This is a genomic window from Rhizobium sp. WW22, from assembly GCF_047041135.1.
Classification (GTDB): Bacteria; Pseudomonadota; Alphaproteobacteria; order Rhizobiales; family Rhizobiaceae; genus Rhizobium.
On the sequence record NZ_CP178198.1, the window covers coordinates 1995945 to 2008376 of the forward strand.

Annotated in this window: 12 protein-coding genes and 1 pseudogene; 8 read left to right on the forward strand and 5 right to left on the reverse strand. The window is 58.6% G+C overall.

Annotated elements, in window-relative coordinates; all coding sequences use genetic code 11:
• The first annotated feature begins 296 nt into the window (after positions 1-296).
• The 5 genes and pseudogenes from ACK83U_RS09895 (at position 297) to ACK83U_RS09915 (ending at position 5538) form a co-directional block, all read left to right on the forward strand.
• Positions 297-914 (forward strand): 50S ribosomal protein L25/general stress protein Ctc, encoded by a 618-nt coding sequence (locus tag ACK83U_RS09895; RefSeq protein ID WP_015340613.1) that lies wholly within the window; start codon positions 297-299, stop codon positions 912-914.
• 241 nt (positions 915-1155) lie between these two features.
• Positions 1156-3521: pseudogene (locus ACK83U_RS09900) on the forward strand (EAL domain-containing protein).
• A 14-nt stretch (positions 3522-3535) separates the two neighbouring features.
• Positions 3536-4267, forward strand: coding sequence for a transporter substrate-binding domain-containing protein (locus ACK83U_RS09905; RefSeq protein WP_112605630.1), 732 nt, complete (start codon positions 3536-3538; stop codon positions 4265-4267).
• A gap of 73 nt (positions 4268-4340) precedes the next feature.
• Positions 4341-5057 (forward strand): aminoacyl-tRNA hydrolase, encoded by a 717-nt coding sequence (gene pth, locus ACK83U_RS09910; RefSeq protein WP_112605627.1) that lies wholly within the window; start codon positions 4341-4343, stop codon positions 5055-5057.
• A 55-nt stretch (positions 5058-5112) separates the two neighbouring features.
• On the forward strand, positions 5113-5538 hold the full coding sequence (locus tag ACK83U_RS09915; protein WP_112604918.1) for a GNAT family N-acetyltransferase: 426 nt from the start codon (positions 5113-5115) through the stop codon (positions 5536-5538).
• Positions 5539-5554: 16 nt separating this feature from the next.
• On the opposite strand, the gene clpS is transcribed toward ACK83U_RS09915, so the two are convergent.
• Positions 5555-5866 (reverse strand): ATP-dependent Clp protease adapter ClpS, encoded by a 312-nt coding sequence (gene clpS, locus ACK83U_RS09920; RefSeq protein WP_112334317.1) that lies wholly within the window; start codon positions 5864-5866, stop codon positions 5555-5557.
• A 228-nt stretch (positions 5867-6094) separates the two neighbouring features.
• Here clpS and ychF point away from each other — a divergent pair, with 228 nt between their 5' ends.
• Positions 6095-7198: a redox-regulated ATPase YchF gene (gene ychF, locus ACK83U_RS09925; protein ID WP_112604915.1), complete on the forward strand. Its 1104-nt coding sequence runs from the start codon at positions 6095-6097 to the stop codon at positions 7196-7198.
• A 123-nt stretch (positions 7199-7321) separates the two neighbouring features.
• Here the strand turns inward: ychF and ACK83U_RS09930 are convergent, their stop codons facing one another.
• Positions 7322-8446: a hypothetical protein gene (locus ACK83U_RS09930; RefSeq protein ID WP_112604912.1), complete on the reverse strand. Its 1125-nt coding sequence runs from the start codon at positions 8444-8446 to the stop codon at positions 7322-7324.
• Positions 8447-8632: 186 nt separating this feature from the next.
• On the opposite strand from ACK83U_RS09930, the gene ACK83U_RS09935 reads away from it, so the two are divergent.
• Both ACK83U_RS09935 and ACK83U_RS09940 read left to right on the forward strand, forming a co-directional pair.
• Positions 8633-9097, forward strand: a complete 465-nt coding sequence (locus tag ACK83U_RS09935) for a MaoC family dehydratase (RefSeq protein ID WP_112399086.1) — start codon at positions 8633-8635, stop codon at positions 9095-9097.
• Positions 9094-9561, forward strand: coding sequence for a MaoC family dehydratase (locus ACK83U_RS09940; RefSeq protein ID WP_112604909.1), 468 nt, complete (start codon positions 9094-9096; stop codon positions 9559-9561). Before ACK83U_RS09935 ends, ACK83U_RS09940 begins: the two co-directional genes overlap by 4 nt.
• Positions 9562-9608: 47 nt before the next feature.
• On the opposite strand, the gene ACK83U_RS09945 is transcribed toward ACK83U_RS09940, so the two are convergent.
• The 3 genes from ACK83U_RS09945 to ACK83U_RS09955 form a co-directional block, all read right to left on the reverse strand.
• On the reverse strand, positions 9609-10151 hold the full coding sequence (locus tag ACK83U_RS09945; RefSeq protein WP_112334312.1) for an adenine phosphoribosyltransferase: 543 nt from the start codon (positions 10149-10151) through the stop codon (positions 9609-9611).
• Between the two features lie 116 nt (positions 10152-10267).
• Positions 10268-11134 carry a cytochrome c1 gene (locus ACK83U_RS09950; protein WP_112334311.1) on the reverse strand — a complete coding sequence of 289 codons (867 nt, stop codon included), beginning with the start codon at positions 11132-11134 and terminating at the stop codon, positions 10268-10270.
• Between the two features lie 22 nt (positions 11135-11156).
• A complete protein-coding gene (locus ACK83U_RS09955; protein WP_112604906.1) occupies positions 11157-12431 on the reverse strand; it encodes a cytochrome b in 1275 nt (424 codons plus the stop codon).
• Position 12432: the final 1 nt, after the last annotated feature.

The window sequence follows — 12432 nt, forward strand, 5'->3', positions numbered from 1 at the left end:
CGATCTCTCCTTTTGATCCGGAACGATTGCATTCGACTGTTGATGGGGCTGAGGATATATGTCAAGCCGTTGATAGAGGCCCAGTCGCAGGCTTGTCGGCGGCAGTTGCAATGTCATCACAAGGCCCCGATTCCAGGGGTGCTTGCACCTTCGGCCGCTTTGTATTATACGCCACGCGTCCGCGTAGACACCCTTGGAGGCAACGCGGATGAGGCAGGGCATGCCCTCCTCCAGTTCAATCGATGCGGCGTAGGCCGACCGACTGAACTCTCCAAATAACCTCGAAAGGAATAGCTATGAGCCACGAAAGCTACGAGCTCAAGGCCGAGGCGCGCGAACGGGTTGGTAAGGGGTCCGCCCGTGAACTTCGCCGCAATGGTCTGATCCCCGCTGTCATCTATGGTGACAAGCAGGCCCCCGTTTCCATCGCCCTCAACACCAATGAGGTGACGAAGCGCATCCACGCCGGTGGTTTCCTCACGACGATCGCCACGATCGACGTCGACGGCAAGAAGATCAAGGTTCTGCCGAAGGACTACCAGCTCGATCCGGTCCGCGACTTCACGCTTCACGTCGATTTCCTGCGCGTTTCCGGCAACACGGCGGTTACCGTCGAAATCCCGGTTCACTTCGAAAACCACGAGAAGTCGCCTGGCCTCAAGGCTGGCGGCGTGCTGAACATCGTTCGCCACGAAGTCGAAGTTCATTGCCCGGCCGATGCGATCCCGGAATTCTTCACCGTTGACCTCACGGGCCTGAAGAGCGGCGACAGCATCCACATCTCCGCCATCAAGCTGCCGAAGAACGTGACCCCGGTCATCACCGACCGCGACTTCACGATTGCAACGATCGTTGCCCCGGCTGCCGGCCTTGCTGAAGACGAAGCTGAAGGCGGCGAAGAAGCCAGCGCCTGATTGGCATCTTCAAGCCCGCACATTGAGACCCGCCGCCCTCCGGGACGGCGGGTTTTTTATGCCTAGAAATAAATATTAGAGAAAGTAAAACTAAGAACGATTTGGAATCTATACTATTGGTTGATTTCCATTAACCCCACAGTTTCAGCAACATTTAACGGATTCATGAAAACCTACGCGAAAGAGTTGTAGAATGCGGCCCCAAGATCTGCTGGTCTATGGCTGGGGAGCTAACGGAATTATGAGTCATTCGGTCGAAAACAGGTTTTTCGCGATCGTCTGCGGTGCGCTACTGATTTTCGTGGCGCCACTCTTCGTCCTATTCCTTTTTCTGTCGTCTGAACGCGCGGAAAAGGAAATCAAGGATCACATAACCGTTCTCCTCGTCGCCAATGCCCAAGCCCTTGCAAAACCGCTATGGGATCTGGACGAAGACAGCGTGACCCAGATCAGTGCGACGACCGTTGCGGAAGGCGCGATCGTCCGTGTCAATGTCCGCGATCTTTCCGGCCAGCTCGACGTCACGCAATCGACCATTCCGAAATCATACAAGGGCGATCTCGAGTCCATTGACCGGCCGATCATCTATAACGGCATCGATGGTGCGAAACGGCTTGGGACCATCACGGTCTATTATCCTAAGCTCGGCCTCTTCGACGGCCTGAAGAGCGAGGAGATCGTCTTCATCTCCATCTTCATCTTCGCCGTCCTGACTGTGTTCGGCGCGGCGCTGATCGGCAATCGCATCTTCGTCATCCAGCCGCTGATGCGGTTGACGCATGCCATCGAGGCGACGCGAAGGCTCGGCTCGCGCCATCATGTCGACTGGCAGTCGAATGATGAAATGGGCCGGCTTGCAAGCAGTTTCAACGACATGCAGAGCAAGCTGCAACGAGAGGAAAACGAACTTAAGCTTGCCCACCGCCGGGCAACCGACACCTATAATCTAACGCCCGCCATGCTCTTTTCGCTCGACAAGGACGAGTGCATCGCGGCCGTCAGCGACTATTGGCTTGCCACCACGGGCTATGATCGTGCCGAAGTGATCGGACGCGAGTTTGCGAGCCTGGTCTCGCTGGATTCGCGCACGCAATATGTCGAGCGCAAACGCGGCAACACCCACAGCGCCGCCCGCATCGACGTCACGGTAAAATTCCTCTGCCGGGATGGGAGGGTCATGGATGTCCTTATCCTTGAGACAACAGCGATCCAGGATGGCCTGTCGCTCTCCGTCATGACCGACGTCACCGAACTCAAGCAATCCGAAGACCGTATTCTGCGGCAGGCGATTACCGACCATCTGACCGGCCTTCTCAACCGCCAGGGCTTCGAGAGCGCGCTGGATGCCAAGATCAGCGAAGCCGACCTGCGCAAGCGCGAACTCGCCTGCCTCTTCGTCGATCTCGACCGTTTCAAATGGATCAACGACAATATGGGCCATCTGCCGGCGACGCTGCACTGCGCGAATTGGTATCGCGCCTGCAGAAATGCATGACGCCGGGCGATATTGCCGCCCGCCTCGGCGGCGATGAATTTGCCATGCTGCTTCTGGCCGAGAATGCCGAAGCAAGAGCAATCGAAATGACCGCCCTCATCGCCGAGGTCTTCGAGGCGCCCTTCGTCGGCGATGCGCGCCTCAGCGCCAGCATCGGGATCGCGATCTACCCGCGTCAAGCCGCCAATGCGGCCGAACTGCTGTTGAAATCCGATATCGCCATGTATGCCAAGAAGCGCGATGGCAAGAATGGCGCACAGATTTTCGACAACGGCATGCTGGACGATTCCCGCCGCCGCGCCGAACTCGAGAGCCATATCGAAACCGGCCTCAACGAAGACTGGTTCGAGGCCTATCTCCAGCCCGTGGTCAATATAGACGACCGCTCCATCGCCGGCTTCGAGGCGCTGATGCGCCTGCATCACCCGCAGAAAGGCATCCTGCCCCCTGGCCGCATCATCGAGGTCGCAGAAGAGACCGGCTCGATCATTCGCATCGGCAACCGCATCATGGAGAAGGCTATCGCCGATTTTGCCCGTCTCTCGCGGATCGAGGGCATGCAGGATACCTATCTCGCCATCAACTTCTCGCCGCTGCAATTCGAATCCGAATTGCCGCTGCGCATGGCGGCTCTGTTGTCACGCTACGAAATCGCACCCCGGCGCATCGTCGTGGAAATCACCGAGGCCGTGCTCATGGACGACAATCCCGAGACGCGCATGGTCATCAACGAGATCTGCCGCTATGGCTGCCGCATCGCGCTCGACGATTTCGGCACGGGCTATTCCTCGCTGAGCTATATAAACCGCTTCCCGGTCGATATCATCAAGATCGACCAATCCTTCATCCGCGCGATCAATGATACCGCCTCCGATGTCAGCGCCAAGAGCCGCATGCTGGTCGAAAGCATTACCACTCTGTCGCACAAGATGAACTGTACGGTGATTGCCGAAGGCGTGGAAACGGAAGAGGAATGCGCAACCCTTCGTACGATGGGTATCGACTACGGCCAAGGCTATCTTTTCTATCGCCCGCTGCATCCCGACCACCTCATGAAGACGCTGGCGAGCCTGCAGGAAGACCGCCCTTCCCCCGTGGCGCAGGCGTCATAGCAATGGAGAGCCGGATGCGAGGGCTGCTGTTCATAATCGCCACCAGCCTGCTTTCGTTTTCATGTCTCTTTCCGGCCCACGCCGAAAGCGTTCATTTCACCACCGAGGAATATCCACCCTTCAACTATCGTGAAGGCAAGACGCCCGTCGGCGCAGCCACCGAGCAGATACAAAAGCTTATGGCCGATATCGGAGTCGACTACACGATCGATGTCATGCCGTGGGCGAGAGCCTACAATCAGGCTCTGGCGGAGCCGATGACCTGCGTATTCGTCACTGCGCATAATGAGGAGCGCGACAAGCTCTTTAAATGGATACAGCCGCTGCTGATCGATCGCAACGTTCTAATCAAGCACAGCGGCTCCAACGTTGCCGCAACGACCATCGCCGAAGCCAAGAAATATATCGTCGGCACATGGCGCGAAGATTATACGGAAGCGATCCTGCGCCGGAATAATTTCCCGCGCATCGACATCGGCAGCGATTTCAAAGCTACCCTGAAGAAGCTGATGAGCGATCGTATCGACTTGATGCCGATCTCGGAATTTTATTTCGACAAGCTGCACAAAGAAGGCAATGCCGTCGAGAAAGTGACGATCCTTTCCCAGCAGCCCATGGGCATTGCATGCCAGAAGGATTTTCCTGCCGAACTCCAAGGCAGAATGCAGACGGCGCTCGACATGCTGATCGCAAACGGCACGCAGCGGCAGATTTTCCTGAAGTACGGCCTGCACCTGGGCGACTGACCGCATCCCGCCTTGACTTTGCCGTCAAATCGCTGTGGTGAAGGGCATCGGTATTTTCCAAGGGATGAAGCGCATGCTTCTCATCGCGGGCCTCGGCAATCCGGGCGCCAAGTATCAAGGCAACCGCCACAATATCGGCTTCATGGCCGTAGATGCGATCTATCGTCGCCACAGCTTTTCGCCCTGGTCGAGGAAATTCAGGGCGGAGATAGCCGAAGGCGAACTCGGCGGCCAGAAGGTCCTGCTCATCAAGCCGCAAACCTTCATGAACCTCTCCGGCGAAGCCGTCGGCGAAGCCATGCGCTTCTACAAGCTCCAGCCGTCCGATCTTGTTGTCATCTACGATGAACTGGACCTGCCGGCCGGCAAGGCACGGCTGAAGACGGGCGGGGGCCATGGCGGCCATAACGGCATCAAATCCATCGACGCTCATTGCGGCAAGGAATATCGCCGTCTGCGGCTCGGCATCGGCCATCCCGGTGCCAAGGAATTGGTGCATAACCACGTTCTCGGAGATTTCGCCAAAGTGGACAAGGACTGGCTGGACCCGTTGTTCGATGCGCTCGCCGACAATGCCGACATGCTGGTGCGCGGCGAGGATTCGCAGCTGATGAACAAGATCGCGCTTGCCCTCGGCGGCAAGCCGGAAGAAGACGCACCAAAGCCGGAAAAGAAAGCGGCCGCCAAGTCCCACATTCATCAGGCGCGCAATCAGATCAAGCCAAAGGTTCCGGAAACCGGGCCTATGGCGGAAATGCTGAAGCGGATGTTCGGCAAGAAGGACGATTGAGGTGCCGCAGCCAGCAGTCGCAGACGCCGCAAATCTCCCAATCCGTTCGGTCGCAATGGCGGACCTTCCGACGCTGCTTGCCCTTTATCGGCACCTGAACACGGAAGACCCGGTGTTGGATCTGCAACTGGCGCAAAGCCGCCTCGCAGAAATCCTCACTCATCCCGGCATGACGATCCTCGCCGCCTTTGACGGCGACAAGGCCGTCTCATCCGTGACGCTGGTCGTCATTCCCAATCTCACGCGCGGCGGTGCGCCCTATGCTTTGATCGAGAACGTGGTAACCCACGCCGATTACCGTCAGCGCGGCCTTGCCGGCGCAGTCATCCATGCGGCATTCGCAACTGCCTGGGAAAAGAACTGCTACAAGGTCATGCTGCTGACCGGTTCGAAGAACCCGGCAACGTTGCGTTTCTACGCCAATTGCGGTTTCAAGCAGGATAAGACCGGCTTCCATATCCGCCGGCCCTCGGCTACCTAGCGGGCCGCAAGCGTTCCTATTCTTCCGGTTCGGTCGTGAACATCAGCGGGAAACCGGCGCTCTTGGCAAGATCGACCGCCTCTTGCGCCTTCGTCTCGGCGACATCCCGCGCGCAGACCATGACCACGCAGGTCCCGAGCTTGTGTGCGGTCATCATCACCCGATAGCCGGTCTCCTCACTCATGCGGAAGACGGCCTTCAGAACCATGATAACGAATTCCCGCGGCGTATAATCGTCGTTCACGAGAATGATCTTATAGAGCTTCGGCCTTTCGACCTTCGGCTTCGTTTTAGGCTTTGGCTTCAGGACAACATCATTGTCACTCATCGGCATCACCGTTGACGACAGGGGAAAGGGTTTTGGGCTAATGAGAGGATTATAGTGCAGCGCACCACATCCTTCAAGGACAGTTGCGTCAGGGGACAATGCCGCCAGCATCCACCCGGAAGCCCAGCTTTCAGCAGAAAATCGGCTCAGCTTCAGCACAAGACTTGACCCGCAACGGCCCTTCCCCCATAGGCACTGCAAAGATTTTCAAGATATGGACAAGGTGCCATGGGTTTCAAATGCGGTATCGTCGGGCTGCCGAATGTCGGCAAGTCCACTCTGTTCAACGCGCTGACCAAGACGGCGGCGGCGCAGGCGGCGAATTATCCGTTCTGCACGATCGAGCCGAACACGGGTGAAGTCGCGGTTCCCGATCCACGCATGCGCAAGCTTGCCGACATCGCCAAGTCGAAGGAACTGATCCCGACGCGCATCTCCTTCGTTGATATTGCAGGTCTCGTCCGTGGCGCCTCGAAGGGGGAAGGCCTCGGCAACCAGTTCCTTGCCAATATCCGCGAAGTCGATGCCATCGTGCATGTGCTGCGCTGCTTCGAAGACAGCGACATCACCCACGTCGAAGGCCGCATCAATCCGGTCGCCGATGCCGAGACGATCGAGACCGAGCTGATGCTCGCCGATCTTGAGAGCCTTGAGCGCCGCACCGAGCAGACGCGCAAGCGCGCCACCGGTAAGGACAAGGAATCCATGGCGATGCTGCCGATCATGGATGCGTCGCTCGCATTGCTTCAGGAAGGCAAGCCGGTTCGCACGCTGCTCTCGAAGCTCAATGCCGAGGAAACCCGCATCCTCAAGAGTCTGAACCTTCTGACCTCGCACCCGGTGCTCTACGTCTGCAACGTCGCCGAAGGCGATGCCGCAACCGGCAACGAGCACACGGCCGCCGTCGCCGCCATGGCCAAGGAGCAGAATTCGGAAGTCGTCATCATCTCCGCCGCCATCGAGGCGGAAGTGGCGCAGCTGCCCGACGAAGAAGCGAAGGAATTCCTCTCCGCGCTCGGCCTCGATGAAGCTGGCCTCGATCGCCTGATCCGCGCAGGCTACAAGCTCCTCCACCTCATCACCTACTTCACCGTAGGCCCGAAGGAAACGCGTGCCTGGACGATCGAACAGGGCACGAAGGCTCCGCAGGCCGCCGGCGTTATCCACTCGGATTTCGAGCGCGGCTTCATCCGCGCCAACACGATCGCCTATGACGATTATATTGCCTACAACGGCGAAACCGGCGCGAAAGAAGCCGGCAAAGCCCGTGACGAAGGCAAGGAATATGTCGTCCAGGACGGCGACGTCATTCACTTCCGCTTCAACACCTGATCGCTTTTCGGATGCCGGCGCCTAAGCAATTTCAGGAAAAGTGCGAAGCGGTTTTCCGTTCGGAATTGCGTTAAAACAAATGGATAGAGCGTTTTCGCGATTCGAGGAAAAAGCGGAAAAACTCTATCTGAGCGCCGGCAATCTCGCTTGCACGCCGGCGGGCAGGCGCCGCACGATAAGGCGGCGCAGATCGGTCCAGCCGATGCCGATCACGAGGACGACCAGACCTACAATCATCAGCACCAGGAAGCCGACCTTGTCGAGCCCGGCATTGTTGTGCCTGAGGATGGCTGCCGTCGCCAAGCCCAGCGATACGAGGCCGGCGGTCACGAAAGCGCGGCGATCGATGATAAGCCCAATCAGCATCATCACCAGCACCGCCACGAGGACGGTCACCGCCTGCAGATAGCCCCCGAAGAGGGCATCGGTGAGATTGGTGAAGACGATGCCGCTGCTGGCGAGCTCGAGGCGCAGGGCCAAGAGGATCGTCGAATAAAGCAGAGCCGGCGCCGTTGCGAGATGCAGCCAGAAGGCCACGTCGGAACGGCGCGTAACCCTCTGCGGATCGCTGAGATCATAACGCATTGCCAACGCAAAACTGCCAAGAGCAGTCACCAGCAAGATCATCATCGTCTGGATGGGGTAATCCGTCGGCACATTCGAAGAGCCAGCTACTGTGCCGGCGACATAGAAGACCGCGGCGAGAAACAGGCCGAACAGTGAAAACAGGAACAAGGCCAGCGACAGCGGCACGCGGTAGCGCCAGTAAAACAAGGCCAGCGACAGCGGGAATGGCGCCACCAGGACGATTGCGCCGATCGTAAAATTATCGCTCAGCGTCGGTGTGGAACTCACATAGCTGACCACCATGTAGAAAACCCAGACAACAAGCGCGACGGTCAAGACCACGGCCGGAAGCGCCAGCCGCTGTCGGCGCACCAGGATCTCGGCCAGGATGACGATTGCCAGCAAGGGCGCATAGCGGTTCGCAAGCCCCCATAGCCCGATGAGCAGAACGACGAGACCGATGGTGATGAGCACATCGTGAAAGCCTCGCACGAAACGCGGCGCTTCCGTATCTTCCAGAGGGTTGGGATCATCCGGAAAACGCGGTGCCGAGAGACCCTGTCCGGTCGGCAACGCACCGATGTTCTTGTCCGCCAGATAGGGCAGCAATCTCTCGGCCTGACCGGAGGAAATGATCCCCGCGCCTGCTGCTTCTTCCAGTGCGACTTTGAGTTCGCTCATTCTAGCTCTCATACCATCTTGCCACGACCCAAGCCTCAACATATCGCCGGCATACAATCAAGGGCTGTCGGCGGCCAATAGACAGTCATCGTCGTCCCTTCCTTATATTGACCGTGAAAATGCTTGCGCCACCACGGCCGGCCATGCGATTTGCCGATAAACGAGACGTGGAGGAGGAGAGAAGACATGACGAAATTCGTCTACGAAGACTTCCAGCCGGGGCGAGAATTTCCGCTCGGCCCGAAACATGTAACGGCGGGGGAGATCATCGAATTCGCCAGGGAATTCGATCCGCAGCCGATGCATCTGGATGAGGAAGCGGGCCGCGCCAGCATTCTCGGCGGCCTTGCCGCTTCCGGCTGGCACACCTCGGCGGTGTTCATGCGCATGATGTGCGATTCCTATCTCCTTGCCACCGATGCGCAAGGCGCGCCGGGCATCGATTTTATGGAGTGGAAGAAGCCGGTTCTGGCTGATGATACCCTGTCGGGCCGATCGATCGTCGTCGAGGCCCGTCCCATGCGCTCCCGTCCGGGTATCGGCATCGTCAGGTTCCGCCATGAGGTCGAAAACCAACGCGGCGAACTGGTCTGCCTCGGAGAGAACGCGGTCATGATCCGCATGCGCAGCGTCTCGGAGGTTTCGGCATGAAGATGAACGAACTCTATGCCGTCGGCGAACGCATCGATATCGGCAGCCATACGTTTACGCCTGAAGGCATCGTGCACTTTGCCTCGCGCTTCGATCCACAGATCTTCCATATGGATGCGGAAGCGGCCAAGCACTCCCTGTTCGGCGGTCTCTGCGCTTCCGGCTGGCATAGCTGCTCTATGTGGATGCGCAGCTTCGTCGATTTTTGGAAGTCCGAACAGGCCCGGTTGATTGCCGAAGGCAAGACGCCGCCCGTCCTCGGCCCCTCGCCTGGCTTCAAAAACCTGCAATGGCTGCGGCCCGTCTTCGCCGGTGATACGATCAGCTATGGCGTCACGATCCTTGACAGCCGCCCATTGGCCTCGCGCGCTGGCTGGACGCTCTATACGCTCGCCTGCGATGGAGTGAACCAGGACGGCGCTCCCGCCCTGCGCTTCGAAAGCAGCGTTCTGGCTTTTGAATAGCGAGCTGCGGGGCCGTTCGGAGCGGCCCCAACAGTCCTTTCGGCCATTTAGTGACCGGCGAATTCCACCAGCGTATGTACCGGCACGTCAAGCTCCTCGAGCTTCCTGCGGCCGCCAAGATCAGGCAGGTCGATGACAAAGCAGGCGGCAACCACTTCGGCACCGATCTGGCGCAGAAGCTTCGTCGCGCCGACGGCGGTGCCGCCAGTCGCGATCAGATCGTCGACGAGAATGACCCTCTCACCCGGATTGACCGCATCACGGTGCATCTCCATTTCGTCGACACCATATTCCAGGCTGTAGGCGATGCGGACGATGTCGTGCGGCAGCTTGCCCTTCTTGCGGATCGGCACGAAGCCGGACGACAGCTGGTGCGCCACCGCGCCCCCGAGAATGAAGCCGCGTGCTTCCATACCGGCAACCTTGTCGATCTTCGTGCCGGCGTAAGGCTGTACCAGCGCATCGACGGCACGGCGGAATGCTCTGGCATCGCCAAGCATCGTCGTGATGTCGCGGAAGATGATGCCGGGCTTGGGATAGTCCGGAATGGAGCGGATGCTGGCGGCAAGCTCCGAAGCAATAGTGTTCATCAAATATAGTCTCTCAGGCTGTGATAGGGCCGGCTGCACCCTATCAATACCAGGGCGCTATACCAACAAAAAAGGCGGCCTCGCCGGGCCGCCTTTTCTCGATCATTGTGCGATGCTCAGTGAGCGCCGGCCTTGGCATAGACGGAACGCTTGGTGAGATAAATCAAGATTGAGAAGATCAGCAGGAACACCATGACCATGAAGCCGAGGTGCTTGCGATCTTCCAAATGCGGCTCGGATGTCCACATCAGGAAGGCAGATACGTCGCGAGCGTATTGATCCACCGTCTGCGGCGAACCGTCGTCGTAGGTCACCTGACCATCCGAAAGCGGCTTCGGCATCGCAAAGGTCGCGGCCGCATCGAAATACGGATTGTAGTGCGAGTTTTGCGGCACCTTAAAACCGGCCGGCGGCTCTTCGTAGCCGGTCAGCAGCGAGTAGATATAGTCCGGTCCACCTTCCTGATACTGCGTGAAGATATCGAAGATGAACTGCGGGAAGCCGCGCTCGATTTCGCGTGCCTTGGCAAGCAGCGACATATCGGGCGGCACGGCGCCGTTGTTAGAGGCAGCGGCAGCCTCGTCGTTCGGGAACGGCGAGTTGAAATGGTCAGACGGAAGCGCCTTGCGGGTGAACATCTCACCCTGAGGGTTCGGGCCGTCCTGCACTTCGTAATTGGCGGCAAAGGCCTTCACCTGTGCTTCCGTATAGCCGAGGTCTTCCAGCGTGCGGTAAGCCACCAGCTTCATCGAATGGCAGGCGGAACAGACTTCCGTATAGACCTTGAGGCCACGCTGCAGCTGCGCCTTATCGTAATAGCCGAATGGGCCGGAGAAGGTCCAATGCTGCTCGCGCGGCTCCTTCAGCGGATAGTGCGGCGTCTCTGCTTCTGCGGCAGGCTTCGTTTCCGCAGCGATCACGGCGGCGGTCGAAAGGCCTCCGATGAGCGTCAGGGATAGAAGGCCGACAACAAGTTTTTTCATCGTTTTCTTCCTCTATCGCCGGTTATACTTGAACCGAAGCGGCAACTTTACCGCCTTGTTTCTCAAGAACCGCTTCCGTAATCGAATTTGGAATGCGCCTCGGTGTCTCGACAATGCCGAGAACCGGCATGATGACGAGGAAGAAGAGGAAGTAGAACAGCGTCGCAAACTGCGCAGCCGTGGTGTAGATGCCTTCCGCGGGCTGCGAGCCCAGCCAGCCGAGCAGGATGGCATCGGCGATGAACAGCCAGAAGAACAGCTTGTACCACGGGCGATAGACAGCCGAGCGGATCTTCGACGTATCGAGCCAGGGCAGGAAGAACAGCACGATGATGGCGCCGAACATCGTCAGAACGCCGCCGAGCTTGGAGTCGATCGGGCCGATGTTGAAGGTGATCGAGCGCAGCATCGCGTAGAACGGCAGGAAGTACCATTCCGGAACGATGTGAGCCGGCGTCTTCAGCGGGTTGGCCGGAATATAGTTATCGGCATGACCGAGGAAGTTCGGCAGGTAGAAGACGAAATAGGCGAAGACCAGCAGGAAGACGGAAACGCCAAGCGCATCCTTCAACGTCGCGTAGGGCGTGAAGGCAACAGTGTCGGTCTTCAGCTTGACTTCGACGCCGGTCGGGTTCGTCTGGCCGGTCACATGCAGCGCCCAGATATGCAGGATGACGACACCTGCAATCATGAACGGCAGCAGATAGTGCAGCGAGAAGAAGCGGTTGAGCGTCGGATCATCGACGGCAAAGCCGCCGAGCAGGAAGGTCTGGATCCAGTCGCCGACCCATGGAAAGGCCGAGAAGAAGCCGGTGATGACGGTCGCACCCCAGAAGGACATCTGGCCCCAGGGCAGAACGTAGCCCATGAAGGCGGTTGCCATCATCAGGAGGTAGATGATCACGCCGAGAATCCAGAGGATTTCGCGCGGCGCCTTGTAGGAGCCGTAGTAGAGGCCGCGGGCAATGTGCAGGTAGACGGCCACGAAGAAGAAAGATGCGCCGTTGGCGTGCATATAGCGCAACAGCCAGCCGTGATTGACGTCGCGGACGATCTTTTCGACCGAATTGAAGGCGATCGCCGTATTGGCCGCATAGTGCATGGCCAGCACGACGCCGGTCAGGATCTGCAGGACCAGCATGACCGCCAGCATGGCGCCGAACGTATAGGCATAGTTCAGGTTGCGCGGAACCGGATAGGCGATGAAACTATCATAGACCATACGTGGCAGCGGAAGCCGCGCGTCGACCCATTTTTCGAGCCCTGTGGATGGCTCGTAAGACGAATGACCACTCATG

Bases quoted from the DNA above. Each gene is read 5' to 3' on its own strand.
- ACK83U_RS09940 (WP_112604909.1), top strand. From the start codon at position 9,094: ATGAAGATGAACGAACTCTATGCCGTCGGCGAACGCATCGATATCGGC.
- clpS (WP_112334317.1), bottom strand. From the start codon at position 5,866: ATGAGTGACAATGATGTTGTCCTGAAGCCAAAGCCTAAAACGAAGCCG.
- ACK83U_RS09950 (WP_112334311.1), bottom strand. From the start codon at position 11,134: ATGAAAAAACTTGTTGTCGGCCTTCTATCCCTGACGCTCATCGGAGGC.
- ACK83U_RS09895 (WP_015340613.1), top strand. From the start codon at position 297: ATGAGCCACGAAAGCTACGAGCTCAAGGCCGAGGCGCGCGAACGGGTT.
- ACK83U_RS09945 (WP_112334312.1), bottom strand. From the start codon at position 10,151: ATGAACACTATTGCTTCGGAGCTTGCCGCCAGCATCCGCTCCATTCCG.
- ACK83U_RS09915 (WP_112604918.1), top strand. From the start codon at position 5,113: ATGGCGGACCTTCCGACGCTGCTTGCCCTTTATCGGCACCTGAACACG.
- ACK83U_RS09955 (WP_112604906.1), bottom strand. From the start codon at position 12,431: ATGAGTGGTCATTCGTCTTACGAGCCATCCACAGGGCTCGAAAAATGG.
- ACK83U_RS09905 (WP_112605630.1), top strand. From the start codon at position 3,536: ATGCGAGGGCTGCTGTTCATAATCGCCACCAGCCTGCTTTCGTTTTCA.
- ychF (WP_112604915.1), top strand. From the start codon at position 6,095: ATGGGTTTCAAATGCGGTATCGTCGGGCTGCCGAATGTCGGCAAGTCC.
- ACK83U_RS09930 (WP_112604912.1), bottom strand. From the start codon at position 8,446: ATGAGCGAACTCAAAGTCGCACTGGAAGAAGCAGCAGGCGCGGGGATC.
- pth (WP_112605627.1), top strand. From the start codon at position 4,341: ATGCTTCTCATCGCGGGCCTCGGCAATCCGGGCGCCAAGTATCAAGGC.
- ACK83U_RS09935 (WP_112399086.1), top strand. From the start codon at position 8,633: ATGACGAAATTCGTCTACGAAGACTTCCAGCCGGGGCGAGAATTTCCG.